The following is a 24,315-nucleotide window of genomic DNA, read 5'->3' as shown; positions in this document are numbered from 1 at the left end:
GGGTCGGGTGCCAGTCGGTTGTGATGGTGCGCGCTTGTGCAGTGCCGGCGGCCTCGGTGCGCGAGGTCTCCAGGCCACGGGCGCTGTACTGGTAGGTGGTCAGGTTGCCGTTGTTGTCGCGTTTGCTGGTGAGCAGTCCGCGTTCGTCATAGGTGAAGGTGGAATTGCTGCTGGGGCAGTTGGGAGAGGGTTCGCCTTCGATGGCGACGATGCGCTTGATGCCCTGGATCACCTGGAAGCGGTAGGTGGCCTGCTTGCCGTATTCGTTGGTGACGGTGGTGGAGCCGTCATCGTTGTAGGCGAGGGAGACCTTTTCGGCGCCGTTGGCGTGTTCGCTGGAGATGGCGCGGCCTTGGTTGTCGTAGGCCCAGGTGGCGAACCGGCGATTATTGTTATCCTGGATGCCTGTAAGTAGTTTTATGTTCCTCGGGTCGTCATAGAGGTACTGTGTTTTCGTGCTGTATTGCCCATCTGTTCGTGTTACCGAAGTGAGTCGCTGTTCCTTGTCGTATGTGTACTCAATGGATATACCCCCTGTCTGAGCGCGAAGGAGTTGATGGTTGGTTCCCTCCGAGAGAACGAGCTTGTTGCCATGCTCGTCGCTAATCGTAAGATTAGCGCCTCGCTCTACACGATACTTGCGACCTTCCTTGGTGGTGAGTTTAGTGAGTATTCCATTCTGGTCGAACTCCATCACTTCGTTGAGTTCGGAGGCATATATAAATCCCCCTGATAACCGGCTGAGTCTACCCAGGTCTGTGATGGAGGTTAGATCGTTTCCCGACCCCGTGAACTCCGAGGCTTTTCCGTTTTCGCGGTAGAGTAGGAAGCCATCACCCTTGCGGGTTATACGCGCAGAATACGAATGACGCCACAAGCCGTCCAGGCCGTTGTAGTACCGGTTCAACGGGATCGGAATACTTAAGTCGTGTTCAACTTGGTATTTGTTGCCATTGGTGATATTGACCGGATTTCCTGCGCAGCCCTCTGGTGGAGGCGGTCCCTTTTCGGGGCCGTTTTTATCTGGAAGCTTACAGCCAGAGTCATCCATTTCATACCCTGACCGACAATCACAACTGCCTGTTTCCGCATTATATTCAGCACCTAAAGGACACGAATCGCCAAATCTAGAGATAGCTCCAACATTTCCAGAGTGCGCACTTCCAGAAGGATCCGTGCCGCGCGCAAAGCAATCAAAAGTCCTGTCATTTCTTCGCACAGGCTCCACGGATTCGATCCAGTTAGTTCTCGACTTGAAATAGTCGAACACAACAGCGCACGCCGACGACGGTGAGCTGTAGCTCCCCCCAGAAACGGCAGAAGGAAATGCCAAAACCCAATAAAACTGTTTTGCATTAACGTCCCGAGCAAAAAATAGCGAAGGCAATAAGCACACCATAAAAAGCGACATCCTCAGGGCTGATATACGTGTCTTAATTCTCATCTATCCTTTCTCCGGGACAATAAAAAGCCCGGCCCGCAACTGCGAAACCGGACAAACATGGTGCAGAGTGATTCGTGGACGTGCTTAGCGCGCCCAGCCCACTCTCTCGCGTCTCGCTGTTAGAAAGTCGAGCGGAATTTGATGAGCACCTACAAAGAACCTCCATTTCCTGCCACATCCCTGTTCGCCAATGAAGCCCCCTCGATCATCTACCCGGCTTACTATTCGCCCCAAATCCAGTGCCGATCATATCCGGCAGTCGAGTTTCGTATAGATGTTCACTGTATTCCGTGAGCCAGTCTTAAGAACCGACGGCGTTTACGCAAATTTCTGTCCGTGATCCAGACGGGAGCAAGCGCGCGGCCAAGGTGATTAAGCCAGGAATCTACCGACCTCGGACGAGGTGGAGCAGTCGGCCTGCCTTGCGGCCACCGTCGGGGGCAAAAACTCCAATGGAGGACGGCCAATGAGGATACCGTCCCGCTATGCCCAAGGACGATGAAACGACACCCCGGCCAAACCGGAAAATCGCCAGTTCGGATCTCCTGCAATGCAGGAAAACTCCCGGTATCTCGCACTGGCTAAAGGACGCAAAACGTTCTTTTGAGCTGGGGACGAAATTCCTGAATTTTCAGGAGAGGGTCGCGCGACCGTGCCCACAATTTTGAGGAGACAGTCAGGCACCGCAGATCACGACCACTACTAATGGGGGAAAGTGAGAAAAACCTACCTTGTCGGACCCACCGCCGAGGGATCCCTCCCGATACGGGTACAAAAGCGTGCCCGTCGCATGTGCCGGAGACTTTCCCGCCATGTACCGGAAGATTTTCCGGCATGGCTTGGCCAGGATCTGCAATGATTCCGCACTCCCCCTACGGCCAGAGTCCGGAAAGTTTCTGGTCCCTCCTGATCGGCGGAAAATTCCGCCTATCTCCAGCACCTCATCCGCCTGGATGCGATCTGCCGGCACCGCCCTCAGGCACACCATCACATCGAGCCCAAACCTCGACGTAATGGCACTAGGCTAGAACTGCCCGGAAAACCACAATGAGGACGTGCTCTCGATGAAGGTGAAAGATCTCGAAGCTGCATCCAGCGATGCGCTTGGTAGGGTATTCGGAGGATTAAGACGCGCGCGAAGGTCGCGATGAGAAGGGAAAGCGAGGATCGAGCTTACCGGGAGCGGCGCAGGCCACCCGGTTGTCCTGCTGGCGCTGACGACAGACATTTGAGCTGGCATGGAAAAGCCCCGTCTGAGCGATTCAGGACGGGGCTTTCTTTTAGGCTTACTGCACCCACCATGCCCCGACAAAGAACTGGCCCAGGAGAAGCGATTTGCGGTAAGTGCCCGATATATTTGGCGTCCCGGAGAGGGGTCGAACCTCCAACCTTCCCCTTAGGAGGGGGATGCTCTATCCAATTGAGCTACCGGGACACGCCGGACATGGCGAGCGGTGCGCCGCGTCCGGGCGGCATGTTAACGGCAGAGAAAGCGTTTGTCATGCCACTGCCACCAAGGCTGCGCATAATTTTCCGCAACCCTGGAGGTGCAGCATGAACCAGACCGTCGCCATTCCCGCCGCACAGGACCTGCCGGACGCCCCGCGCCAGCCGCGGATACCGGACTCCCCCTTCGCCAGCTTCGATGTGCGGATCGCCAGCGAGCACGACGCGCCGCGCCTGTCGTTGCTGCTACAGCAACTCGGTAGCGCCGATCCGCGCCCGGACCCGGCGTTGCTGGCCATCCAGCTGCAACGACCGCGCGGCGACCGGGTCACCCTGGTGGCCGAGCGCGGCGAGCGCCTGCTCGGCACCTGCACCCTGCATCTGATCGAACACCTGGCGCACGATTTCGCCCGCTCGGCGATTCTCGAAGACATGGTGGTCGACCGCCACGCCCGCGGCCAGGGCGTAGGCCGCGAGCTGATCGGCCGGGCCGTGGAGCGCGCGCGCAGTTGGGGCTGCTACAAACTGGCGCTTTCCAGCCACCAGGACCGGGAAACCGCGCAGCGCTTCTATGCCGCGCTAGGGTTCACCAGCCACGGCGTAAGCCTGGCGCTGCATCTGGGCTGACAGCATCATGCATTTTGCAACCGGCAAAATGCCCATCCGTGCAAAGTGCATGCGAGAGAGTCTCGGACACATATATAATTCATTGATTTAAAAGGATTTTTTATAGAAAAAAGTTGGCACAACCGCTGCTACAAGACCCTCAGGATCAAACCTTGGCCATCTGCCTGGCAAAGCTACGAAATGGAGGTGAACATGAGCAGCTCACGCAACCTGGTCGGCACCGGACTTCTTTCCCTGCTGGCTCTCGTAGTCTTCCAGAACAGCGCACTGGGCGACGAGGACAGGACGCAGGAACGCAACGGCGAAAAGCCGGTAGTGCTGGACAGCAACGCAACACCGCAGTGGGCACCCGCTGCGCAGCGACTGGTGATCCAGGCGCCCGAAGAATCCCCGCGCATCGTCACCGTAGGCGAGGACGAGCGCGGCACGGCGCTGGTGACCGCGGCCGACGAACAGGCCTGGACATTCTGACGAAGCAAGCGCCGGGAGACCGGCATCCAACGACGCTACACCGCCGCACAGGTCCCCGGGATGCTGGCGGGCGGAAGGGAGAAAGAACATGTGGATCCTGGCTTTGCCGCTGACCGCCCTGGCCCTTTCGGTCGGCGTCTACGGGCTGCTCTGGCTGATAGAGCGCGGAGGAGAAGAATATCCAGCGAGGCTTCCGCTGAGCGACAAGGGCGCCACGGAACCTCGGCGCCACTGAGCCGGCACAAGGAACAGCGAGCCCGACGGAGAGGGCTCCGGGAGTGAAACCATGTCACGATCCGCCGTCATTCTTCTGTTCGTGGTGATCGCCAGCGCGATCCTGGCGCTGAGCCTGCCGCCCGACGCCACCCTCCTCGCCTGGTGCGCCTGGGGACTGCTGGGTATATCCGGCGCCTGGCTGCTGTTTGCGCTGGTGGTAGGTCGGCGAATCCGCTTCGATCCCAGCCTGGACTGATTTCGCCCACAACGCCTTGCCGGGCGCTACAGCGTCGCTCACAGCGGCAGGCACATGCCGTCGTGTGCCAGTTCCACCCCCTCGGGCAACGCAGCGGGGTGGTCCAGCAGCCAGGCGTCCAGCGCATGCCCGACGTGAGTCAACACGGCCCGCCGGGGATGCAGCGATTCGATGCACTCCAGTGCCCGCGTGAGGTCGTTGTGGTTGCGCGGCGGCCGCTCCTGCGGCGGCATCGAGCAGTCCAGCACCAGCAGGTCCAGCGGCGCCGCGAGCAATCGCGAGGCGCTGTCCGCCGGCAGCCCGACGGTATCGGTGAGGTAGGCCAGGCGCCGTATCGTTCCCTCCTCGGAAGCCCCCTCCAGCAAGTAGCCGAAGGTTGGCTTCGAGTGGACCAGCGGCAACGCGGTCGCCGCCAGCGCGCCCCACTGGCGCCGCTCGAAGGCGCCGAAGGGCTGGCTGAAATCGAGGATGCCCGGATGCTTGTAGAGGTCGGCGAGGCCCTCCGGGTCGGCCGGGCCGTGCACCGGGATCACCAGACCCTGGCCCCAGCGCAGGTGCAGCAGGCCCTGGGCGTGGTCGGCGTGGTAATGGGTCTGGAGGATGCCATCGAGGCTATGGGGCGGGAAGCGCTCGCAGAGATCGACCAGGCCGCTGTCGATCAGCCAGCGCTGGCCGGCGCACTCCAGCAGCGCGCTACAGGGACGGCGACGCAGGCCGGCGTCGGCGCGGGCGTTGCGACAGGCCGGGCAATCGCAACCGTAGACCGGCACCTGGCGGGCGTCGCCGGTGCCGAGCAGGGTCAGGCGCATGCGCGGTCGCTGCCGAGACGGGCCAGGAGGGTGCGTAGCGTGTCGTCGAGGTCACCGGAGTTGTCCAGTTGGAACAGCGGGCCCTCCAGGCCGGCGGCGAACTCGGCGTTACGCGCCAGGCGCGCCTCGATTTCCTCGGGGCTTTCCCGGCCGCGCGCCAGCAGGCGCTGGCGCAGCACCTCGGGTTTCACCCCGAGCAGGACCGCGAGCAGATCCGGATAGCGCCGGCGGGCCTGCGCCAGGTAGCCGCGCGAGCCGTTCACCAGCACGTCGTAGCCCTGCGCCAGCCACTCGTCGATCTGCACTGGGATGCCATAGCAAAGGCCGTTCGCGCGCCAGCTCATGGCGAACGCCGAGGCCCGCTCGAGGGTGTCGAACTGCGCCGGGGTCACCGCCTGGGCGTCCTCCCCCACCGCTTCCGCGGAGCGCGTGATCACCCGCCGCACGATACGGCAGCCGCGCAGCGCCAGGGGCTCGCGCGCGGCCTGCAACAGGCTGTCCTTGCCCGAGCCGGAAGGCCCCATCAGATAAATCAGTCTGCCTGTCATCAGAACACTCTCTGCCCGCCGCGCCAGACCTGACGCACCACCGGCTGGTTGTTGCCGAGCGCCCGCGCCTGCAGCAGATCGGCGCGCAGGCCGACGCGGATTTCGCCACGATCGGTCAGCCCGGCGGCCAGCGCCGGGGTACGGCTGACCATCGCCACCGCGCGCGGCAGGTCGTAGCGGATCGCATCATACTCGCTGTGCTCGCCGGCGAGCAGCAAGGCCGCATGCAGCAGGCTGGCCGGATAGTAGTCGCTGGAAAGGATATCCAGCACGCCGATTCCCGCCAGTTGCGCCGCCGCCACGTTGCCCGAGTGGGAACCGCCGCGGACCACGTTGGGCGCGCCCATCAGCACCTGCAGGCCGTGCTCGTGGCTGGCCCTGGCGGCCTCCACGGTGGTCGGGAACTCGGCGATGGCCATGCCGTAGCCGGCCGACTCGCGGACATGCGCGAGGGTCGCGTCGTCATGGCTGGCCACCGACAGGCCGCGTCCCTGGCAGACATCTACGATGGCCGCACGGGAGGCGTCGCTGTAGCGCTCGGAGTTGGCTACCTGCTCGACGATGAAGGCGTCCATCTCGGCATCGCTCAGGTGGTACTTGCCCTGGTAGTACTCGCGGTACTTCTCCAGCCTGGCGAACTGGCGCTGGCCGGGGGCGTGGTCCATCACCGAGACCAGTTGCACCAGCGGATGCTCGACCAGTTCGCGGAACACCTCCAGCGTCTGCGGATGGCTGACCTCGCAACGCAGGTGCAGGCGATGGTCGGCGCGCGCGTCGCCGCTGGCGGCGGCCTCGCCGATGGCCTCGAGCATCTTCGGCAACTGCTGCATGCGCTTGCCCTTGGGGTTGACGTCGCCGATGGACAGCGCGTCGAACACCGTGGTGATTCCCGCGGCGACGATCTGCGCGTCGTGCGCCAGCACCGCCGAGGCCGATGGCCAGTCGACGCCGGGACGCGGGGTCATGTGCTTCTCCAGGTTGTCGGTGTGCAGCTCGACCAGACCGGGCAGCAGGTAGTCGCCCCCCAGGTCCTCGGCCCCGGCCAGGTGGCTGCGGCCTTCGTCGACCGCGGCGATCAGGCCGTCGCGCAGCAGCACGCTGCCGACGAAGACCCGCTCGGCGCTGACTACCCGGGCATTGCTGAGAACGCGTTCAGACGACATGGGCTTGCTCCTGGCGTGAAAGCTCCTGGCTCATGTCCAGGTAGCGGCTGGCCACCGCCTCGCGGGCGGCGCGGTCGTGGAAGATGCCGATCAACGCGGCGCCAGCGGCCTTGGCTTCGCCGATCAGCTCCAGCACTACCTGGCGGTTGGCTTCGTCGAGGGACGCGGTCGGCTCGTCGAGCAGCAGGATCGGCCACTCGACCATGAAGCCGCGGGCAATGTTGACGCGTTGCTGCTCGCCGCCGGAAAAGGTACCCGGCGCCAGTTGCCAGAGGCGTTCCGGGATGTTCAGCCGGGCCAGCAGGCTGCGCGCCCGCAGTTCGGCGCTGTCGCGGCTCCAGCCACGGGCCAGGGCCGGCTCCATGACCACGTCGAGGGTCGCCACCCGCGGGATCACCCGCAGGAACTGGCTGACGTAGCCGAGGGTCTGGCGACGCACGGCGAGCACCTCGCGAGGCTCGGCGCCGACCAATTCCAACCAGTCGCCGGCGTGGCGCAGGCGGATGCTGCCGCCGGCCGGCAGGTAGTTGCCGTAGAGCGTGCGCAGCAGGGTGCTCTTGCCGGCGCCGGAGCGTCCGTGGAGCACCAGGCATTCGCCGCCGGCGACATTGAAGTTGAGCCCGCGCAGCACATTGAGCACTACGCCCTGTTGCTGGTGCAGGGTGAAGGTCTTGCTGAGGTCGCGGACCTCGATCAGGTTGTTCATCGCTACTTCTCCGGGCGCCCGTCGCGCGGACCGGCGCCGACGCTTCGGCTCAGGGTTGCAGGACCGACGACACCAGCAATTGCGTGTACGGATGCTGCGGGTCGTCGAGAATCTGGTCGGTGAGACCGGCTTCCACCACCCGCGAACGGCGCATGACCATCAGGCGGTCGGCGAGCAGGCGCGCCACCGCCAGGTCGTGGGTGACGATCACCACCGCCAGGTCCAGCTCGCGCACCAGGCCGCGCAGCAGGTCGAGCAGGCGCGCCTGCACCGACACGTCGAGGCCGCCGGTGGGTTCGTCCATGAACACCAGGCGTGGCGCCGAGACCAGGTTGCGGGCGATCTGCAGACGCTGCTGCATGCCGCCGGAAAAGGTTCGCGGCAGGTCGTCGATGCGCAGCGGGTCGATCTCCACCTGTTCCAGCCAGTCCAGCCCGGCCTGGCGCAGCCGACCGTAGTGGCGCACGCCCTGGGCCATCAGCCGTTCGCCGATGTTGGCGCCGGCGGACACGCCCATGCGCAGGCCGTCGCGCGGGTTCTGCTCGACGAAGCCCCACTCGGTGCGCAGCAGGGTGCGCCGCTCGGCTTCGCTGGCGGCGTAGAGGTCCAGCCAGCGGTCGCCGTCGTCGCGGTAGGCGACCGTGCCGGCGTCCGGCGGACAGCGCCCGGAGAGCAACGAGAGCAGGGTCGACTTGCCCGAGCCGGACTCACCGACGATGCCCAGCACCTCGCCGGGGTAGAGATCGAAGTCGACCTCCTGGCAGCCCTTTTCCGGCCCGTACAGGCGGGTCAGGCCACGCACCGAGAGCAGCGGCCGGTCGCGCGCGTCGAGGTTCGCATCGATGGATTCGCAGACCGCGTTCATTGCGCGTCCTCCCCTTCTTCCTGGCAGGCACGCCGCTGCGTGCAGTAATCGGTGTCGGAACAGACGAAGCGCTTGCCGCCACGGTCGTCGACGATCAGTTCGTCCAGGTAGGACTCGTGGCTGCCGCAGAAGGCGCAGCTTTCTTCCCAGCGCTGGACTTCGAAGGGGTGGTCCTCGAAGTCCAGGCTCGCCACCCGGGTGAACGGCGGCACCGCGTACAGGCGTTTCTCGCGACCTGCGCCGAACAGCATCAGCGCCGGGCTCATGTCCAGCTTGGGGTTGTCGAACTTGGGAATTGGCGAGGGATCCATCACGTAGCGCTCGTCCACCGTCACCGGGTAGGCATAGCTGGTGGCGATATGGCCGAAGGTGGCGATGTCCTCGTAGAGCTTCACGTGCATCACCCCGTAGTCGTCGAGCGCATGCATGGTCCGGGTCTCCGCCTCGGAAGGCTCGATGAAGCGCAGCGGCTCGGGGATCGGCACCTGGTAGACCATGATCTGCTCGCCGCTCAGGGCGGTTTCCGGTATCCGGTGGCGGGTCTGGATCACCGTCGCCTCCGGGGTCCGTTCGGTGGTGGCGACCCCGGCGGTGCGGGCGAAGAAACGCCGGATGGATACCGCGTTGGTGGTGTCGTCGGCGCCCTGGTCGATCACCTTGAGCACGTCGTCGGCACCGAGGATGGCCGCGGTCACCTGCATGCCGCCGGTGCCCCAGCCGTAGGGCAGCGGCATCTCGCGGCCGCCGAAGGGCACCTGGTAGCCGGGGATCGCCACCGCCTTGAGCAGGCCGCGGCGGATCATGCGCTTGGTCTGCTCGTCGAGGTAGGCGAAGTTGTAGCCCTGCTCCGGCGCGGCGCTGGCTTGCGGGGAAAGGCTCATGCGCGCTTCTCCTGGTCAGTGGGTTGCGCGGATTCGGCGACGCCGGGACGACGCAGCTTGCGAATCAGCTCCAGCTCGGACTGGAAATCGACGTAGTGCGGCAGCTTCAGGTGCGAGACGAAGCCGCCGGCCTCGACGTTGTCGCAGTGCATCAGGACGAACTCTTCCTGCTGCGCCGGCGACACCACCTCCTCGCCGTATTCCTCGGCGCGCAGGGCGCGGTCGACCAGGGCCATGCCCATCGCCTTGCGCTCGGCGTAGCCGAAGGCCAGGCCGTAGCCACGGGTGAATTGCGGCAGCTCCTCGCGGGAACCGACGAACTGGTTGACCATCTCGCACTCGGTGACCTCGATCTCGCCCACCGGCACCGCGAAGCCGAGTTCCTCGGGCTCCAGCCAGACCTCGCAGGCGCCGATGCGGATCTCCCCGGCGAACGGATGGTTGCGGCCGTAGCCGCGCTGGGTCGAATAGCCCAGGGCGAGAAGGAAGCCCTCGTCGCCGCGGGCCAGGGCCTGCAGGCGCTGGGCGCGGCCGGTGGGGAAGTCGAGCGGCTCGCGGGTGATATCCGGCACCGCGCCGGGCAGCTCGTACTCCGGCGTCATCAGGCCTTCCCGGTCGAGCAGGCCGAGCACGCGCGGACAAGGCTCCAGGGACGCGCCCCGCTCCACTTCGGGGCCGGGGTAGTCGCCCTCGGCGAGCAGGCTGAAGTCGAGCAGGCGATGGGTATAGTCGAAGGTCGGACCGAGCAGTTGCCCGCCCGGCAGGTCCTTGTAGGTCGCCGAGATCCGTCGTTGCAGACGCATCCCGGCGGTGTCCAGCGGCAGGCTGGCGGCGAAGCGCGGCAGCGTGGTGCGGTAGGCGCGGAGAAGGAAGATCGCTTCCATCAGGTCGCCGGCCGCCTGCTTGATCGCCAGTGCCGCCAGTTGCTCATCGTACAGCGAACCCTCGGTCATCACCCGCGACACGGCCAGCGGCATCTGCTGGCGGATCTGCTCCACCGACAGCTCCGGCAGCGCGGTATCGCCGCGGCGCTTGCGCGCCAGCAGGCGATGGGCGTTGTCGATGGCCTTCTCGCCACCCTTGACGGCTACGTACATCAGGCCACCTCCTCGACGGGTTCGCTGACCCGGGTACTGCGTGGCAGGCCGAGGATGCGCTCGCCAGCGGCGAAGAAGGCATCCAGGCCCCTGGGGAATTCGGTGCGTGCGGCACGCTGCGCCCAGAACCCGGTGCTCACCGGCAACGCCACCTGGCGCACCTCGGCGATACCCGGCCCGCGCCACTCCAGCGAGGCGCCGCCATCGAGGCCGGCAAGCTGGATCAGCAGGGTGCAGGACTGGTCCGGATAACGGTCGCTGCCGCTGTCGAAGCCGCTCAGGTCGTCCAGCTCGCCTTCGTCGAGCAAGGCGAACAGCGCCTGCTCACGCTCGGCGACGATCGGGCAGCCGCAATGGAAGGCCAGGTTGGCGCGCAACGTCGGGCTGTCGAGACCCGGCGCCAGCCACAGCGGGGTATCGGAGTCGAGGAAGCTCAGGCACAGCGCGTAGCTGGCCGGTTGCAACGCGGCCAGCGCCGGTGCGCGGTCGAGGTTGCGCACCAGCCCCGGTTCGGCGAGGGCCTTGAGCGCCGCGCGGAAACTCCGCTGGGCATCCAGGACCGGGTCCTGGAACGCCGGTTGCAATAGCGCGGCGGTATCCGCCGGGCTGGGAAGCGAAGCGCTGGTCATCAATCTTCTCCTCGGACCAGGGTGAAGAACTCCACCTTGGTAGTGGCGATTTCCGCCTCCTGGGCGGCGCGGCGCTCGGCCTGGGTGCGGGCCAGCGGTTCGATCAGGCGCGCCTGCCAGGCCGCCGCGTCGGCGCCCTGCAGGTGCGCGTCGGCCAGGGCGGCCAGTTCGGCGTGGCGCTTGTCGCGCCCGGCGACATAGCTGTAGCCGGTGCGTCCGTCACCGAGCCGCACCACGCAGCGGGTCACGATCATCTCGCCGAGGTTGAACGGGCTGCCGGTGCCGCCCATGCGTCCGCGCACCAGGGTCATGCCGGTCTCGGCGGCGCGCAGCAGGTGATAGTCGGCATCGCGCAGGGCGTCCGCATGGGCGTCCAGCTCCTCGCGACGGGCGCGGGCGAGCACGCCCATCCAGCGCTGTCGTGCGGCGATGGTGGGATCGGAATGCAAGGCGGTCATGGGCTTCTCCTAGGGGGCGACCTGGTACTGGAAGCGATCGGCGCGGCTGATCGACTGGGCCAGTTCCACCGGTTGGCCGGTACGGTCGCGGGACAGGGTGAGGACGGTGAGCAACGGCGCATGGCGGGGCATCAGCAGGCGCGCCGCCTCCTCGCGATTGGGCAGGCGCGCACCGATCAGGCTGTAGGTGCGGGTCAGCGGCAGGCCTTTGTCGGCCAGGTAGCGACGCAGCGAACCGCCCTGGTAGTCGGCGAGCAGCTCGCTGCGGGAAACGGCGTAGCAATGGCGGATCAGGCTCACTGGCTGGCCGTCGAGGTAACGCAGGGTGGTCAGTTCCAGCACCCGCCCGCCCTCGCCGATCCCCAGGTGGGTGGCCTCGGCGGCGCCGGCCGGACGCTGGCGCGCCTCCAGCAGCCGGGCCTCGACCCGGTGGCCCTGGGCCGAGAGCGACTCGGTGTAGGCGTTGGCGGCGCCCATCGGGTAGATCGTCGGCGCCTCCAGGACCTGGGTGCCCTTGCCCTGGCGCCGCAGCACGCGGCCTTCGAGCACCAGTTCGTCGAGCGCCCGGCGCAGGGTATGGCGGTTCACCGCGAAGCGCTGGGCCAGCTGGATCTCGCCGGGCAGGTAGTCGCCGGGGCGGTAGGCCAGCAGTTCCTGGCGCAGCCGTTCGGCCAGTTCGCGGTACAGCGGTTCGCTTTGTCTAGACAAGTGCATGGTTTGGAAAGGGCGCACCAGGCGCCCTCCTCGCGTCGTCAGATGAACAGCTTGCGCAGGCGTTGTGACAGAACGTCGATCAGGCTCACCACCACGATGATCACGATCAGCACGGCGCAGGTCTGGCCGAACTGGAAGCCGCGGATGGCCTCCCAGAGGATCACGCCGATGCCGCCGGCGCCGACCATCCCGACCACGGTGGCGGAACGCACGTTGGACTCGAAGCGGTACAGCGAATAGGAGATCCACAGCGGCAGGACCTGCGGGATGACCCCGAAGATGACCTCCTGCAGGGCGCTGGCACCGGTGGCGCGGACGCCTTCGACCGGACCGGGGTCGATCGCCTCGACCGCCTCGGCGAAGAGCTTGGCGAGCACCCCGGTGGTGCTGATGAACAGCGCCAGCACGCCGGCGAACGGGCCCAGGCCGACGGCGACCACGAAGAGCATGGCGAAGACCATCTCGTTGATCGAACGGCAGGCATCCATCACCCGCCGCACCGGCTGGTAGACCCACCAGGGCACGATGTTCTCGGAGGCCAGGATCGACAGCGGGATGGCGCAGACGATGGCCAGCACCGTGCCCCAGAGGGCGATCTGCACGGTGACCAGCATCTCGCTGAGGTAGAGCTTCCAGTTGCCGAAGTCCGGCGGGAAGAAGTCGGCGGCGAAGGTCGCCATGTTGCCGGCGTCGCGGAACAGCACGGCCGGGTTCATTTCCGCGCCCTTCCAGGACCAGGCGAGGATGGCGAGGAACAGGCCCCAGCCGACCAGGCGTCCCCAGGATGGCTTGCCGGTGGCGGCCGCCGCGGCGGTGGTGCTCAGAGTGCTCATATCGGGAATCTCGACAGCGGTATTGGCGAATCGGGTGGGCGCGGCGCCGGCCGCGCCCGGGGTGGATCAGCCGGCGTTGGCGGCGGTTTTCTGCTCGCGCTCGGCCATGCGTTTCTCCAGCTTGGCCAGCTCCTCGTCGAGGGCCTTCAGCTTGGCGGCCTTCTCCTCGGCGCCGAGGTTGGCGTTGTTCGCCACGTCGGTGCGCTGCTTGAACAGCTCGAGCTGGCGGATCGGCAGCAACTGGTCGTCGTCGGAGGACTGGAACTTCGACCATTGCAGGTCGGCGAGGACCTTCTTCTGCTCGGCGTTGGCGCCGTACTTGAAGAAGAAGTCGCGCAGCTTGTTCTTCTGCTCGTCGCTCAGGTTGTTGCGCCACACCAGCGGGTCGCCCGGGATCAGCGGCGACTTCCAGATCACCTTGAGCTGCCTGGCCTTCTCCGGCTGGGTCAATTCCAGGCGCTCCATGCCCTCGGTATTGAAGGTGGCGACGTCGACCTGCTTGTTGGCCACCGCCAGTGCGTTGACCTCATGGCTGGAATTGAGGGTGCGCTTGAAGGCCTTGACCGGGTCGACGTTGTTCTTGGCGAACACGTAGTAGCCGGGCACCAGGTAGCCGGACGTGGAGTTCGGATCGCCGTTGCCGAAGGTCAGGCTCTTGGCGTTCGCCAGCATGTCCTCGAGGCTGTCGATCTTGCTGTCCTTGTTGGCGATCAGCAGGCTCCAGTAGCCCGGCGCGCCACTGGCGGCGACGGTCTGGGCGAAGATCTCGCCGTGGGCGCGATCCACCGCTTCCATGGCGGCCTTGTTGCCGTACCAGGCGATGTCGACCTTGTCGAAACGCATGCCCTGGATGATCCCGGCGTAGTCGGGGGCGAAGAAGGCCTTCACCTGGTAGCCGGTCTGCTGGCTCATGTCCTTGAGGAAGGGTTCCCAGATGCTCTTGAGGTTCTGCGACGACTCGGTGGAGATGATCCCGAAATTGATCACCGGTTGGTCGGCGTGCGCCATCCCGGCAAGGGAGCCGGCGAGCAGGGCGGAAGCCGCGAGCACACGACTGAAGCGTTTCAACATGGAGAGAACTCCTGGGCAGGGTTTGGCGGGTTTTTATGCGGTTCGAATGACGTCAGGCGCGCGCGAGGGTCAGTTCCGGCTGGCTCTCCGCCCCTCGCCGGGCACGGTCGGAAAACAGCAGCGGGGTGTCCCCTTCGGCGCCGTAGAGTTCGTTGAGGAAGCCTTCGGAAAGGTGCTCGCTGCTGCCGTCGAAGAGGATCCGGCCGCCCTTCAGGGCCACCGCGCGCGGGCAATAGCGCAACGCGTAGTCGACCTGATGCAGGGTCACCACCACGGTCTTGCCGTCGTGGCGGTTGATGTCGGCGAGGATGTCCATCACCTTGCGCGCCGACTCCGGGTCGAGCGAGGCGATCGGTTCGTCGGCGAGAATCACCTCGGCCTTCTGGGTCAGGGCGCGGGCGATGGCCACGCGCTGCTGCTGGCCGCCGGAAAGGGTCGAGGCGCGCTGCCCGGCGAAATCGGCCAGGCCGACCCGCGCCAGCGCTTCCAGGGCCTGGCGCTTCTGCTCGGCGCTGAACAGCCCCAGCGAACCGCGCCAGCGCGGCATGCGACCGAGGAAGCCGAGCAGGACGTTGTCCAGCACGCTGAGGCGGTTGACCAGGTTGAACTGCTGGAAGATGTAGCCGATGTCGGCGCGCAGGCGACGCACTTCGCCGCTCAGGCGGCCGGACGCCTGCAGGCGGCGACCCAGCACGTCGATGCTGCCGCCGTTGTCGCGGTCGCAGCGGGCGAGCCCGGCGACGTGACGCAGGAGCGTGGATTTGCCGGAGCCGGATGCACCGATCAACGCCACCATCTCGCCCGCCTGGATCTCCAGCCTCAGGTTGAAAAGCGCCTGCTTGCGGGCAAAGGTCTTGTTCAGGCTGTCGACACGGATCACCGCGCTCATCGTTCTCCCTCCAATCGGTTGCACGAAGACGCCAGCGGCGCCATCTGGTGTAGACCAAGATAGAAGGAGACTGTGTCAGCCCGGTGAAGTGACGATGACAGTCGAGTGACAATCCCTTGAACGACCGGTGGTCAGAAGGCCATCATCCAACCCCCAGTAAAAAACTAGGCTTTTGCTGAATCGCTCGCATTTCAGATAGCTGGTACTGGCAAAACGCCGGCACGCAACGCACAATTGACGTCAACTAATTGTTGTTTCCGAAATAACAGACTGAACGGCTAGCGGAAATCGTGGTCATAGGCCCGAGAACAATGAACGCTTCCTCGGCACCGCTTTTCCCTGACTCTACAGGTTCAATGTATGCGCCCACTGAAACAGGCAACTCCTACCTACTCCAGCCGTACCGCTGACAAATTCGTCGTTCGTCTGCCCGAGGGCATGCGTGAGCAGATCGCAGAAGTCGCTCGCAGCCATCACCGCAGCATGAACTCCGAGATCATCGCCCGACTCGAGCAGAGCCTGCTCCAGGAAGGGGCGCTGCAAGACAATCTCGGTGTTCGCCTGGACAGCCCGGAACTCAGCCTGCACGAGCGCGAGCTGCTGCAGCGTTTCCGCCAGCTGACCCACCGTCAGCAGAACGCGCTGGTCGCCCTGATCGCACACGATGCGGAGCTGGCCCAGGCCTGAGCGCCGAAGCCCACGCGTAGCGCTTGAAATGGCCGGCATTCGCCGGCTTTTTCTTTATGGATGGCCAAACCATGGGCGAGTAACCGCAAGGCGGTTATCCGCCGGCCCCTGTAGCGGTGGCGTTATCCCTCCAACGCCACGAGGGAGAGCCGAATGAGCTATCGCCTGGCCGCCGATGCCCTGGTCTGGCTGCACCTGGGCTTCATCCTGTTCGTCCTGTTCGGCGGCCTGCTGCCGTTGCGCTGGCCACGCCTGGCCTGGCTGCACCTGCCGGCGGTGGCCTGGGGCTGCGCGGTGGAGTTTCTCGGCCTGCCCTGTCCGCTGACCCCGCTGGAGAATCGTCTGCGCCGGGCCGCCGGGGACGCCGGCTACAGCGGCGGCTTCGTCGAGCACTACCTGTTGCCGCTGATCTATCCCGCCGGCCTGACCCCGGCGGTGCAGTGGATCCTTGGCGCCATCGTTCTGCTGCTCAACCTGATCGCCTACCTGTATCTGTTGCATCGCCGCGGTAGCCGCTGAGCCACGGATGCCACGTCATTCCGTACCTGGATAATGCTGCGCCGGCAGCGAGGCGAATCGTAGGCTGGTCTCCCCTGCCCAGCCCGGAGTCATTCCCATGCATCCCTATTTCAGTCTCGCCGGTCGCATCGCCCTGGTCACCGGCGGCAGCCGCGGCATCGGCCAGATGATCGCCCAGGGTCTTCTCGAAGCCGGCGCCCGCGTCTTCATCTGCGCACGTGACGCAGAGGCCTGCGCCGACACCGCCACACGCCTCTCGGCCTACGGCGACTGCCAGGCGATCCCCGCCGACCTTTCCAGCGAAGCCGGTGCCCGGCGCCTGGCGGAGGCGCTCGGCGGACTCAGCGCGCGGCTGGATATCCTGGTGAACAACGCCGGCACCAGTTGGGGCGCAGCGCTGGAAAGCTATCCGGTGTCCGGCTGGGAAAAGGTCATGCAGCTCAATGTCACCTCGGTGTTTTCCTGCATCCAGCAACTGCTGCCGCTGCTGCGCCGCTCGGCCAGCGCGGAGAACCCGGCGCGGGTGATCAACATCGGCTCGGTGGCGGGCATCAGCGCCATGGGCGAACAAGCCTATGCCTACGGGCCGAGCAAGGCCGCGCTGCATCAACTGTCGCGGATGCTGGCGAAGGAACTGGTCGGCGAGCACATCAATGTCAATGTGATCGCTCCCGGACGCTTTCCGAGCCGCATGACCCGTCACATCGCCAATGACCCGCAGGCACTGGAGGCGGACAGCGCGTCGATTCCCATGGGCCGCTGGGGTCGCCCGGAGGAGATGGCGGCGCTGGCGATCAGCCTGGCCGGCACCGCCGGCGCCTACATGACCGGCAACGTGATCCCCATCGACGGCGGTTTTCATCTCTGAGCGCCGCCAATCCGGGTAACATGACGCCCCCGACCGCTCGCCTCGTCCCGCCATGACCCACAGCGTTTCTCCCATCGGCTACATCCGCTCCTGCTTCATGGAGAAGTTCGCCATCCCGCGCCAGCCGCTGCTCGCGCCGGCGGCGCGGGGGACCCTGGAACTGCTGCCGCCGTTCGACCAGGTGGAAGCGCTGGAAGGCCTGGAGCAGGTCAGCCATGTCTGGCTGCTGTTCCTCTTCCACCAGGCCCTGGAAGACAAGCCGCGACTGAAGGTGCGCCCGCCGCGCCTGGGCGGCAACCGCTCGCTGGGAGTCTTCGCCACCCGCGCCACCCATCGGCCGAACGGCATCGGCCAGTCGGTGGTGCGCCTGGAGGGCTTCGAAGCGGGGCGCCTGTGGCTGTCCGGAATCGACCTGCTCGACGGCACCCCGGTACTCGATATCAAGCCCTACGTACCCTACGCCGACGCCGTGGCCGACGCCCGCAACGGCATCGCCGACGCGCCGCCGCCGGGCATCGCCGTGGAGTGGAGCGAGCAGGCGCGGCGCCAGGCCCATGAGCACGGCCAGCGGTTGCGGCAGCCGGTAGCCGAGCTGATCGAGCAATGCCTGGCCCAGGACCCACGTCCGGCCTACCAGAAGCCGGAGCCCGGGCGCCGCTACGGGGTGCGCCTGTGGGACCTCGACGTGCATTGGCACTACCCGCGCCCGGACCTGATCCGCGTGCTGGACGTCGCCGGCGGCGACTGAGCCTTCTCAGCGCAGCGGATTGAGCGCCAGCGCGTCGCTTTCGAAGACTTCCTGTTCGAGGATCAGCGGCTCGACCAACGGCCGGCTGTCGCGGAAATGCGCGGTGCGGGTGTGCGCCTCGTAGGCTGCGTCATCGCGATAGACCTCGTAGAGATAGACCAGGTCAGGGTCCTGTCGGTCGCGGGAAACGTCGAACACCAGGCAGCCGGGCTCGGTGGACACGGAAGCGGCGGCGTTGACCTGGATGGCATCGATGAAAGCCTCGGCGCAGCCGGGCCTGAGGCGGGTCTTGATAAAGATGCAGTACACGGAAACTTCCTTTTGTTTTAGATTTACAAAATTATTGTATACAAAAAAGGAAGCAAACCCATGTCCGACCGCCCTGCCCGCCCCTCCCGCCTCAACGGCCTGCGTCACCTCGCCCTGCTGGTGCCCAACCTGGAAGAATGCGAGCGCTTCTATGTCGACGTGCTGGGCATGGAAGTGCTGAACCGCGCCAACGAAGACCTGGTGTATCTCACCTGCGGCAACGACAACCTTTCCCTCGGCCGCGCCCACGCTGCCAGCAACGGCCTGCAGACCATGGATCACTACGGCTTCGTCGTCGACAGCGTGGAGGAACTGGAGGCCTGGTACCGTTACCTGAAGGCGCTGGGCGTGACCCTGCTCGACCAACCCTTCGACCACGGCGACGGCGCGCGCAGCTTCCACCTGCTCGACCCGGCGGGCAACAAGGTGCAGCCGCTGTACCATCCAGCGGTATCCGGGCAACGCCTGGCCTGAGCCTCGGGCAGCCCTCTCCCCTCTCCCTGAAGGGAGAGGGGCGACTCGGTACACTGAGTGCCAGCAACCTCGCTTGTTCCTCATCTCCACTTCTTGACTTTCATCAAGCGCGTTCCGCCCCCGCTCCTCCTAGCATCCGGCAACGGAAGCGATTCCACCGCCAGGCGCAGACCCCACCGCAGCGCGGCGTCCCTTTTTTCGCCGGTAGCCAGTAGTAGATGGAACCTATGCGCGCCCTTCGTTTTTCCGCCGGATCGTGGCGGTGTGTCTTCGCCTGGATGCTCCTGCTGGTCGGCCTCGCCGCCCAGGGTGCCGAACTCAGCGATTTGGAGCGCCTGCGCATCGCCCAGGTATTCCCCGCGGTCGAGCGGATCGGCGACCCCGAAGGCGACTACGGCGTACGCCGCCTGAGCAAGGGCGAGGAAACCCTCGGCTACGCCTTCCAGACCCTCAGCGTCACCGACATCCCGGCTTACTCCGGCAAGCCGATCAACCTGCAGGTGATCCTCGATCCGCAGGCGGTTATCCGCGACGCCTACGTCCTCGAACACCACGAACCGATCCTGCTGATCGGCATCCCGGAAGAGAAGCTGCACGCCTTCAGCGCCAGGTACGACGGCGTGCGCGCCGACCAGCGGGTGGTGGTCGGCCGCTCCAGCGACCCGCAGGCGGTTACCGTCGACGCGGTGAGCGGCGCCACGGTGACGGTGATGGTGGTCAACGAGATCGTCATGCGCGCCGCACATACGGTGGCGGTTTCCCTCGGCCTGATCGAGGACCGCGGCAATGTGCGGCCCAAGCCGGCGCAGGTGCGCCAGCAACCGGCAGCGACGGCGAGCTGGAGCGAATTGCTCGGCAACGGTGCGATCCGCCGCCTGCAGTTGAGTCGCGGGCAGATCGACGACGCCTTCAAGGGCAGCGAGGCCGAAGGCATCGGCGAAGCCGACGCGGCGCACCGCGACGAGCCGTTCATCGATCTCTACAGCGCCCTGCTCAACCCTCCCGCGGTGGGCCGCAGCCTGCTCGGCGACAACCAGTACCGCGAACTGATGGCGTCGCTGAAGCCAGGCGAATACGCCTTCGTCGTGCTCGGCGACGGCGAGTATTCCTTCAAGGGTTCCGGCTACGTGCGCGGTGGCATCTTCGATCGGGTCCAACTGCGCCAGTTCGGCGACATCATCAGCTTCCGCGACCTCGACTACCAGCGCCTGTCGGACGTCTACGCCGAAGGCATGCCGGAGTTCCGCGAGATGGCGATCTTCGTCGCCCGCGCCAGCCAGCGTTTCGATCCGGGCTCGCCCTGGACCCTGGAGTTGCTCGTGCGGCGCCAGACCGGCCCGGTGGCGGGGGTATTCACCAGCTTCGAGCTGGCCTGCCAGACGCCCGAGGAATACCTGGAGCGGCCGCAGCCAACGGCCGAGGAACTGGCCGCCCTGGAAGAGGCTGCCCGGCCGCTGTGGCTGCGGGTCTGGTACCAGAAGAGCTTCCAGATCGGGGTCCTCTGTACCGCCCTCGTCCTGCTCCTGGCGATCCTCTTCCTCCAGGACCGCCTGGTGCGACGGCCGCGCCTGATGCAGCGACTGCGCACCGGCTACCTGGCGTTCACCCTGGTCTACCTGGGCTGGTACTGCCTCGGCCAGCTATCGGTGGTCAACGTGCTGACCTTCGTCCACGCGCTGTTCGAAGGCTTCCGCTGGGAGCTGTTCCTCAGCGACCCGCTGCTGTTCATCCTCTGGACCTTCACCGCAGCCAGCCTGCTGCTCTGGGGCCGCGGCGTGTTCTGCGGCTGGCTGTGCCCGTTCGGTGCGCTACAGGAACTGCTCAACGAACTCGCGCGCAAGCTCCGCGTGCCGCAGTTCCAGGTGCCGTTCGCCGTGCACGAGCGGCTCTGGGCGATCAAGTACATCATCCTGCTGGTGCTCTTCGGTCTCTCCCTGGAATCCCTGGCGCTGGCCGAGCAGGCCGCGGAGGTGGAGCCGTTCAAGACCGCCATCACCCTCGGCTTCGACCGCCAGTGGTGGTTCGTCGCCTACGCCGTCGCGCTGCTGGTGGTCAACCTGTTCACCCGCAAGGTCTATTGCCGCTACCTCTGCCCGCTGGGCGCGGCCCTGGCGATCCCGGCCAAGGCGCGCCTGTTCGACTGGCTCAAGCGCCGCGCGGAATGCGGCAGGCCCTGCCAGCTCTGTGCCCGCGAATGCGAGATCCAGGCGATCCATCCCGACGGCCGCATCGAGGCCAACGAATGCCACTACTGCCTCGACTGCCAGATGACCTACCACGACCAGGACAAGTGCCCGCCGCTGGTGAACAAGCGCAAGAAGCGCGCGAAGAGCGCGCCGGCGGACAACGCGCGGATACCCGCGGAGAACCTCTGACCTGGCTCCCTTTCCCCTGACTGCCCTTGAGGACGACACGAGATGAGCGACGACACGAAAAGCCCCCACGAAGAAACCCACGGCCTGAACCGCCGCGGCTTCCTCGGCGCCTCGGCGCTGACCGGAGCCGCCGCCCTGGTTGGCGCCAGCGCCCTGGGCAGCGCGGTGGTCGGCCGCGAGGCCCGGGCCGCGGGCAAGGGCGAGCGCAGCAAGGCCGAGGTCGCCCCCGGCGAACTGGATGAGTACTACGGGTTCTGGAGCGGCGGACATTCCGGCGAAGTACGCGTGCTCGGCGTGCCGTCGATGCGCGAGCTGATGCGCATACCGGTGTTCAACGTCGACTCGGCCACCGGCTGGGGCCTGACCAACGAGAGCAAGCGGGTCCTCGGCGACAGCGCGCGCTTCCTCAACGGCGACTGCCACCATCCGCACATCTCGATGACCGACGGCAAGTACGACGGCAAGTACCTGTTCATCAACGACAAGGCCAACAGCCGGGTCGCGCGCATCCGCCTGGACGTCATGAAATGCGACCGCATCGTCACCATTCCCAACGTCCAGGCGATCCACGGCCTGCGCCTGCAAAAGGTGCCGCATACCCGCTACGTGTTCTGCAACGCCGAGTTCATCATCCCCCATCCCAACGACGGCTCGACCTTCGACCTGTCCGGCGACAACGCCTTCACCCTGTACAACGCCATCGACGCCGAGACCATGGAAGTGGCCTGGCAGGTGATCGTCGACGGCAACCTCGACAACACCGACATGGACTACAGCGGCAGGTTCGCCGCCTCCACCTGCTACAACTCGGAGAAGGCCGTCGACCTCGGCGGCATGATGCGCAACGAGCGCGACTGGGTGGTGGTGTTCGACATCCCGCGCATCGAGGCCGAGATCAAGGCGAAGCGCTTCGTCACCCTCGGCGACTCGAAGGTGCCGGTGGTCGACGGCCGGCGCAAGGACGGCAAGGACAGCCCGGTGACCCGCTACATCCCGGTACCGAAGAACCCCCACGGGCTGAACACCTCGCCGGACGGCAAGTACTTCATCGCCAACGGCAAGCTCTCGCCGACCTGCACCATGATCGCCATCGAGCGCCTCGGCGACCTGTTCGCCGGCAAGCTGGCCGACCCGCGCGACGTGGTGGTGGGCGAGCCGGAACTGGGCCTCGGCCCGCTGCACACCACTTTCGATGGCCGAGGCAACGCCTATACCACGCTGTTCATCGACAGCCAGTTGGTGAAGTGGAACCTGGCCGACGCGGTGCGCGCCTACAAGGGCGAGAAGGTCGACTACATCCGCCAGAAACTCGACGTGCAGTACCAGCCGGGGCACAACCACGCCACCCTGTGCGAGACCAGCGAAGCCGACGGCAAGTGGATCGTGGTGCTCAGCAAGTTCTCCAAGGACCGCTTCCTGCCCACCGGTCCGCTGCACCCGGAGAACGACCAGTTGATCGACATTTCCGGCGAGGAAATGAAGCTGGTCCACGACGGCCCGACCTTCGCCGAACCGCACGATTGCATCCTCGCCCGCCGCGACCAGATCAAGACCCGCAAGATCTGGGACCGCAAGGACCCGTTCTTCGCCGAGACGGTCAAGCGCGCGGAAAAGGACGGCATCGACCTGATGAAGGACAACAAGGTCATCCGCGAGGGCAACAAGGTCCGCGTCTACATGGTCTCGATGGCGCCCTCCTTCGGCCTCACCGAGTTCAAGGTGAAGCAGGGCGACGAAGTCACCGTGACCATCACCAACCTCGACGAGATCGAGGACGTGACCCACGGCTTCGTCATGGTCAACCACGGCGTCTGCATGGAGATCAGCCCGCAACAGACCTCGTCGATCACCTTCGTCGCCGATAAGCCCGGGGTGCACTGGTACTACTGCAGCTGGTTCTGCCACGCCCTGCACATGGAAATGTGCGGGCGGATGCTGGTGGAAAAGGCTTGATCCACGCAGCGCGGTCGCTGGCCGGGCGCCGGGCGGGGCCGCTCCTCGCCCTGCTCCTGCTCGGCCTCGCCACGGCCCGCGCGGAGCCGGTCGACGGCCTGCCGCTGCGGGCCGACGGCGATGGCCGCTGGAGCCTGGCGGCGGGCCGCTACGCCGGCAACTTCGTCATCGACCGGCCGCTGCACCTACGCTGCGAGGCCGGCGCCGAACTGGACGGCGGCGGCCACGGCAGCCTGCTGACCCTGACCAGCCCCGGGATCACCGTCGAGGGCTGCCGGCTGCGCAACTGGGGGCGCAACCTGACCGAACTCGACGCCGCGATCTTCGTCGGCAAGGCCGCCAGCGGCGCCGTGATCCGCGGCAACGACCTGCGCGGCGCGGGCTTCGGCGTCTGGCTCGACGCCACGGCGGGCGCGCAGGTGCTCGACAACCGCATCGAGGGCGACGAAAGCGTGCGCTCCCAGGATCGCGGCAACGGTATCCACCTCTATGCGGTGAAGGACGCTCTGGTCCGCGGCAACCGGGTCAGCCACACCCGCGACGGGGTCTACATCGACACTTCCAACGACAGCAGCATCGAAGCCAACCGCTTCGAGGAGCTGCGCTACGGCGTGCACTACATGTTCACCCACAACAGCCGGGTGACCGACAACCTGACCCGGCGCACCCGCACCGGCTACGCGCTGATGCAGAGCCGCAAGCTGACCGTGACCGGCAACCGCTCCATCGACGACGAGAACTACGGCATCCTGATGAACTACATCACCTACTCGACCCTGGCCGGCAACCGCGTCGAGGGCGTGCGCAGCGGCAGCACCGGCGACGCGATGATTTCCGGCGCCGAGGGCAAGGCGCTGTTCATCTACAACTCGCTGTTCAACCGCATCGAAGGCAACAGCTTCGCCGACAGCGCCCTGGGCATCCACCTCACCGCCGGCTCGGAGGACAATCGCATCGCCGGCAACGCCTTCATAGGCAACCGCCAGCAGGTCAAGTACGTCGCCAGCCGCGAGCAGGAGTGGTCCGCCGACGGCCGCGGCAACTACTGGAGCGACTACCTGGGCTGGGACCGCGACGACGACGGTCTCGGCGACGTCGCCTACGAGCCCAACGACAACGTCGACCGGCTGATCTGGCTGTACCCGCAGGTACGCCTGCTGTTGAACAGCCCGAGCATCGAGCTGCTGCGCTGGGTCCAGCGCGCCTTCCCGGTGGTGCGCTCGCCCGGCGTGCGCGACAGCCATCCGCTGATGCGGATG

General features: G+C 66.0%; 27 protein-coding genes and 1 tRNA gene. 12 read left to right on the top strand and 16 right to left on the bottom strand.

Annotated features, from left to right (window positions below):
* Both HMPREF2716_RS29310 and HMPREF2716_RS27845 read right to left on the bottom strand, forming a co-directional pair.
* The coding region (locus HMPREF2716_RS29310; protein ID WP_168168085.1) for a DUF6531 domain-containing protein at positions 1 to 1,051 on the bottom strand (1,051 nt) is incomplete at its 3' end.
* Positions 1,052 to 2,802: 1,751 nt separating this feature from the next.
* Positions 2,803 to 2,879 (bottom strand) — tRNA-Arg (locus HMPREF2716_RS27845).
* 119 nt (positions 2,880 to 2,998) lie between these two features.
* Here HMPREF2716_RS27845 and HMPREF2716_RS27840 point away from each other — a divergent pair.
* The 4 genes from HMPREF2716_RS27840 to HMPREF2716_RS27825 all read left to right on the top strand — a co-directional run bounded on the left by HMPREF2716_RS27840 (position 2,999) and on the right by HMPREF2716_RS27825 (position 4,460).
* Positions 2,999 to 3,517 (top strand): GNAT family N-acetyltransferase, encoded by a 519-nt coding sequence (locus HMPREF2716_RS27840; RefSeq protein ID WP_003091762.1) that lies wholly within the window; start codon positions 2,999 to 3,001, stop codon positions 3,515 to 3,517.
* A gap of 192 nt (positions 3,518 to 3,709) precedes the next feature.
* On the top strand, positions 3,710 to 3,988 hold the full coding sequence (locus HMPREF2716_RS27835) for a hypothetical protein (RefSeq protein ID WP_003109295.1): 279 nt from the start codon (positions 3,710 to 3,712) through the stop codon (positions 3,986 to 3,988).
* 88 nt (positions 3,989 to 4,076) lie between these two features.
* A complete protein-coding gene (locus tag HMPREF2716_RS27830; protein WP_003130258.1) occupies positions 4,077 to 4,223 on the top strand; it encodes a hypothetical protein in 147 nt (48 codons plus the stop codon).
* Positions 4,224 to 4,274: 51 nt separating this feature from the next.
* Positions 4,275 to 4,460, top strand: coding sequence for a PA3371 family protein (locus HMPREF2716_RS27825; RefSeq protein WP_003091768.1), 186 nt, complete (start codon positions 4,275 to 4,277; stop codon positions 4,458 to 4,460).
* A 38-nt stretch (positions 4,461 to 4,498) separates the two neighbouring features.
* Here the strand turns inward: HMPREF2716_RS27825 and phnP are convergent, their stop codons facing one another.
* The 13 genes from phnP to phnC all read right to left on the bottom strand — a co-directional run bounded on the left by phnP (position 4,499) and on the right by phnC (position 15,123).
* Positions 4,499 to 5,269: a phosphonate metabolism protein PhnP gene (phnP, locus tag HMPREF2716_RS27820; RefSeq protein WP_070622073.1), complete on the bottom strand. Its 771-nt coding sequence runs from the start codon at positions 5,267 to 5,269 to the stop codon at positions 4,499 to 4,501.
* Positions 5,260 to 5,817, bottom strand: a complete 558-nt coding sequence (gene phnN / locus HMPREF2716_RS27815) for a phosphonate metabolism protein/1,5-bisphosphokinase (PRPP-forming) PhnN (protein WP_003098703.1) — start codon at positions 5,815 to 5,817, stop codon at positions 5,260 to 5,262. The genes phnP and phnN overlap by 10 nt, the downstream gene beginning before the upstream one ends.
* Positions 5,817 to 6,980 (bottom strand): alpha-D-ribose 1-methylphosphonate 5-triphosphate diphosphatase, encoded by a 1,164-nt coding sequence (locus HMPREF2716_RS27810; protein WP_003117563.1) that lies wholly within the window; start codon positions 6,978 to 6,980, stop codon positions 5,817 to 5,819. Before HMPREF2716_RS27810 ends, phnN begins: the two co-directional genes overlap by 1 nt.
* Positions 6,970 to 7,686 (bottom strand): phosphonate C-P lyase system protein PhnL, encoded by a 717-nt coding sequence (phnL, locus tag HMPREF2716_RS27805; protein WP_003098702.1) that lies wholly within the window; start codon positions 7,684 to 7,686, stop codon positions 6,970 to 6,972. The genes HMPREF2716_RS27810 and phnL overlap by 11 nt, the downstream gene beginning before the upstream one ends.
* A gap of 49 nt (positions 7,687 to 7,735) precedes the next feature.
* Positions 7,736 to 8,551, bottom strand: a complete 816-nt coding sequence (phnK, locus tag HMPREF2716_RS27800; RefSeq protein ID WP_003098701.1) for a phosphonate C-P lyase system protein PhnK — start codon at positions 8,549 to 8,551, stop codon at positions 7,736 to 7,738.
* Positions 8,548 to 9,432, bottom strand: coding sequence for an alpha-D-ribose 1-methylphosphonate 5-phosphate C-P-lyase PhnJ (locus HMPREF2716_RS27795; RefSeq protein WP_003098700.1), 885 nt, complete (start codon positions 9,430 to 9,432; stop codon positions 8,548 to 8,550). Before HMPREF2716_RS27795 ends, phnK begins: the two co-directional genes overlap by 4 nt.
* Positions 9,429 to 10,529, bottom strand: a complete 1,101-nt coding sequence (locus tag HMPREF2716_RS27790; protein ID WP_003098699.1) for a carbon-phosphorus lyase complex subunit — start codon at positions 10,527 to 10,529, stop codon at positions 9,429 to 9,431. The genes HMPREF2716_RS27795 and HMPREF2716_RS27790 overlap by 4 nt, the downstream gene beginning before the upstream one ends.
* Positions 10,529 to 11,158 (bottom strand): phosphonate C-P lyase system protein PhnH, encoded by a 630-nt coding sequence (phnH, locus tag HMPREF2716_RS27785; protein WP_003098698.1) that lies wholly within the window; start codon positions 11,156 to 11,158, stop codon positions 10,529 to 10,531. The genes HMPREF2716_RS27790 and phnH overlap by 1 nt, the downstream gene beginning before the upstream one ends.
* The gene (gene phnG / locus HMPREF2716_RS27780; RefSeq protein WP_003122223.1) at positions 11,158 to 11,616 is read right to left on the bottom strand and encodes a phosphonate C-P lyase system protein PhnG; all 459 of its coding nucleotides are present in this window, start codon (positions 11,614 to 11,616) and stop codon (positions 11,158 to 11,160) included. Before phnG ends, phnH begins: the two co-directional genes overlap by 1 nt.
* 9 nt (positions 11,617 to 11,625) lie before the next feature.
* Entirely contained in the window at positions 11,626 to 12,348 is a 723-nt protein-coding gene (gene phnF / locus HMPREF2716_RS27775; RefSeq protein WP_003091792.1) for a phosphonate metabolism transcriptional regulator PhnF, read from the bottom strand.
* Positions 12,349 to 12,368: 20 nt separating this feature from the next.
* Positions 12,369 to 13,163: a phosphonate ABC transporter, permease protein PhnE gene (phnE, locus tag HMPREF2716_RS27770; protein ID WP_003091793.1), complete on the bottom strand. Its 795-nt coding sequence runs from the start codon at positions 13,161 to 13,163 to the stop codon at positions 12,369 to 12,371.
* Positions 13,164 to 13,229: 66 nt separating this feature from the next.
* Positions 13,230 to 14,234, bottom strand: a complete 1,005-nt coding sequence (gene phnD / locus HMPREF2716_RS27765; RefSeq protein ID WP_031801125.1) for a phosphonate ABC transporter substrate-binding protein — start codon at positions 14,232 to 14,234, stop codon at positions 13,230 to 13,232.
* A 52-nt stretch (positions 14,235 to 14,286) separates the two neighbouring features.
* Complete coding sequence (gene phnC / locus HMPREF2716_RS27760) at positions 14,287 to 15,123, bottom strand: phosphonate ABC transporter ATP-binding protein (protein ID WP_003098696.1); 837 nt, start codon at positions 15,121 to 15,123, stop codon at positions 14,287 to 14,289.
* 360 nt (positions 15,124 to 15,483) lie between these two features.
* Between phnC and amrZ the strand changes: the two genes are divergently transcribed.
* The 4 genes from amrZ (at position 15,484) to tsaA (ending at position 17,945) form a co-directional block, all read left to right on the top strand.
* On the top strand, positions 15,484 to 15,810 hold the full coding sequence (gene amrZ / locus HMPREF2716_RS27755) for a transcriptional regulator AmrZ (RefSeq protein WP_003091802.1): 327 nt from the start codon (positions 15,484 to 15,486) through the stop codon (positions 15,808 to 15,810).
* A gap of 153 nt (positions 15,811 to 15,963) precedes the next feature.
* On the top strand, positions 15,964 to 16,329 hold the full coding sequence (locus tag HMPREF2716_RS27750) for a DUF2784 domain-containing protein (protein WP_003098694.1): 366 nt from the start codon (positions 15,964 to 15,966) through the stop codon (positions 16,327 to 16,329).
* A gap of 97 nt (positions 16,330 to 16,426) precedes the next feature.
* Positions 16,427 to 17,197 carry a 3-oxoacyl-ACP reductase RhlG gene (gene rhlG, locus HMPREF2716_RS27745; RefSeq protein WP_003122221.1) on the top strand — a complete coding sequence of 257 codons (771 nt, stop codon included), beginning with the start codon at positions 16,427 to 16,429 and terminating at the stop codon, positions 17,195 to 17,197.
* A gap of 52 nt (positions 17,198 to 17,249) precedes the next feature.
* Positions 17,250 to 17,945, top strand: a complete 696-nt coding sequence (tsaA, locus tag HMPREF2716_RS27740) for a tRNA (N6-threonylcarbamoyladenosine(37)-N6)-methyltransferase TrmO (protein WP_003113115.1) — start codon at positions 17,250 to 17,252, stop codon at positions 17,943 to 17,945.
* Positions 17,946 to 17,951: 6 nt separating this feature from the next.
* On the opposite strand, the gene HMPREF2716_RS27735 is transcribed toward tsaA, so the two are convergent.
* Positions 17,952 to 18,254: a heme-binding protein gene (locus HMPREF2716_RS27735; RefSeq protein ID WP_003098690.1), complete on the bottom strand. Its 303-nt coding sequence runs from the start codon at positions 18,252 to 18,254 to the stop codon at positions 17,952 to 17,954.
* 60 nt (positions 18,255 to 18,314) lie between these two features.
* Here HMPREF2716_RS27735 and HMPREF2716_RS27730 point away from each other — a divergent pair, with 60 nt between their 5' ends.
* From HMPREF2716_RS27730 to HMPREF2716_RS27715, 4 genes are all read left to right on the top strand, one after another.
* Positions 18,315 to 18,728, top strand: a complete 414-nt coding sequence (locus HMPREF2716_RS27730) for a VOC family protein (RefSeq protein WP_003098688.1) — start codon at positions 18,315 to 18,317, stop codon at positions 18,726 to 18,728.
* Positions 18,729 to 18,955: 227 nt separating this feature from the next.
* Positions 18,956 to 21,103 carry a transcriptional regulator NosR gene (gene nosR / locus HMPREF2716_RS27725; RefSeq protein WP_023517861.1) on the top strand — a complete coding sequence of 716 codons (2,148 nt, stop codon included), beginning with the start codon at positions 18,956 to 18,958 and terminating at the stop codon, positions 21,101 to 21,103.
* A 42-nt stretch (positions 21,104 to 21,145) separates the two neighbouring features.
* Positions 21,146 to 23,056, top strand: a complete 1,911-nt coding sequence (gene nosZ, locus HMPREF2716_RS27720) for a TAT-dependent nitrous-oxide reductase (protein ID WP_003098686.1) — start codon at positions 21,146 to 21,148, stop codon at positions 23,054 to 23,056.
* Positions 23,053 to 24,315, top strand: a 1,263-nt coding sequence (locus HMPREF2716_RS27715) for a nitrous oxide reductase family maturation protein NosD (protein ID WP_070622072.1), incomplete at its 3' end; no start/stop codon positions are given. The genes nosZ and HMPREF2716_RS27715, both read left to right, overlap by 4 nt.

The organism is Pseudomonas sp. HMSC076A11, from assembly GCF_001810205.1.
In the GTDB taxonomy this organism is placed as follows: domain Bacteria; phylum Pseudomonadota; class Gammaproteobacteria; order Pseudomonadales; family Pseudomonadaceae; genus Pseudomonas; species Pseudomonas aeruginosa.
The sequence above is the reverse complement of the archived record's forward strand: the minus strand, read 5'-3'. Positions and strand labels throughout refer to the sequence as shown.

Excerpts from the sequence above, each read along its gene's own strand:
- phnD (WP_031801125.1), bottom strand. The coding sequence starts at position 14,234 with ATGTTGAAACGCTTCAGTCGTGTGCTCGCGGCTTCCGCCCTGCTCGCC.
- phnE (WP_003091793.1), bottom strand. The coding sequence starts at position 13,163 with ATGAGCACTCTGAGCACCACCGCCGCGGCGGCCGCCACCGGCAAGCCA.
- HMPREF2716_RS27790 (WP_003098699.1), bottom strand. The coding sequence starts at position 10,529 with ATGTACGTAGCCGTCAAGGGTGGCGAGAAGGCCATCGACAACGCCCAT.
- phnN (WP_003098703.1), bottom strand. The coding sequence starts at position 5,817 with ATGACAGGCAGACTGATTTATCTGATGGGGCCTTCCGGCTCGGGCAAG.
- HMPREF2716_RS27810 (WP_003117563.1), bottom strand. The coding sequence starts at position 6,980 with ATGTCGTCTGAACGCGTTCTCAGCAATGCCCGGGTAGTCAGCGCCGAG.
- phnP (WP_070622073.1), bottom strand. The coding sequence starts at position 5,269 with ATGCGCCTGACCCTGCTCGGCACCGGCGACGCCCGCCAGGTGCCGGTC.
- nosZ (WP_003098686.1), top strand. The coding sequence starts at position 21,146 with ATGAGCGACGACACGAAAAGCCCCCACGAAGAAACCCACGGCCTGAAC.
- phnG (WP_003122223.1), bottom strand. The coding sequence starts at position 11,616 with ATGACCGCCTTGCATTCCGATCCCACCATCGCCGCACGACAGCGCTGG.
- tsaA (WP_003113115.1), top strand. The coding sequence starts at position 17,250 with ATGACCCACAGCGTTTCTCCCATCGGCTACATCCGCTCCTGCTTCATG.
- HMPREF2716_RS27825 (WP_003091768.1), top strand. The coding sequence starts at position 4,275 with ATGTCACGATCCGCCGTCATTCTTCTGTTCGTGGTGATCGCCAGCGCG.
- HMPREF2716_RS27835 (WP_003109295.1), top strand. The coding sequence starts at position 3,710 with ATGAGCAGCTCACGCAACCTGGTCGGCACCGGACTTCTTTCCCTGCTG.
- HMPREF2716_RS27795 (WP_003098700.1), bottom strand. The coding sequence starts at position 9,432 with ATGAGCCTTTCCCCGCAAGCCAGCGCCGCGCCGGAGCAGGGCTACAAC.
- amrZ (WP_003091802.1), top strand. The coding sequence starts at position 15,484 with ATGCGCCCACTGAAACAGGCAACTCCTACCTACTCCAGCCGTACCGCT.
- HMPREF2716_RS27730 (WP_003098688.1), top strand. The coding sequence starts at position 18,315 with ATGTCCGACCGCCCTGCCCGCCCCTCCCGCCTCAACGGCCTGCGTCAC.
- phnH (WP_003098698.1), bottom strand. The coding sequence starts at position 11,158 with ATGACCAGCGCTTCGCTTCCCAGCCCGGCGGATACCGCCGCGCTATTG.
- phnK (WP_003098701.1), bottom strand. The coding sequence starts at position 8,551 with ATGAACGCGGTCTGCGAATCCATCGATGCGAACCTCGACGCGCGCGAC.
- rhlG (WP_003122221.1), top strand. The coding sequence starts at position 16,427 with ATGCATCCCTATTTCAGTCTCGCCGGTCGCATCGCCCTGGTCACCGGC.
- phnL (WP_003098702.1), bottom strand. The coding sequence starts at position 7,686 with ATGAACAACCTGATCGAGGTCCGCGACCTCAGCAAGACCTTCACCCTG.
- phnC (WP_003098696.1), bottom strand. The coding sequence starts at position 15,123 with ATGAGCGCGGTGATCCGTGTCGACAGCCTGAACAAGACCTTTGCCCGC.
- HMPREF2716_RS27840 (WP_003091762.1), top strand. The coding sequence starts at position 2,999 with ATGAACCAGACCGTCGCCATTCCCGCCGCACAGGACCTGCCGGACGCC.
- nosR (WP_023517861.1), top strand. The coding sequence starts at position 18,956 with ATGCGCGCCCTTCGTTTTTCCGCCGGATCGTGGCGGTGTGTCTTCGCC.
- HMPREF2716_RS27830 (WP_003130258.1), top strand. The coding sequence starts at position 4,077 with ATGTGGATCCTGGCTTTGCCGCTGACCGCCCTGGCCCTTTCGGTCGGC.
- HMPREF2716_RS27750 (WP_003098694.1), top strand. The coding sequence starts at position 15,964 with ATGAGCTATCGCCTGGCCGCCGATGCCCTGGTCTGGCTGCACCTGGGC.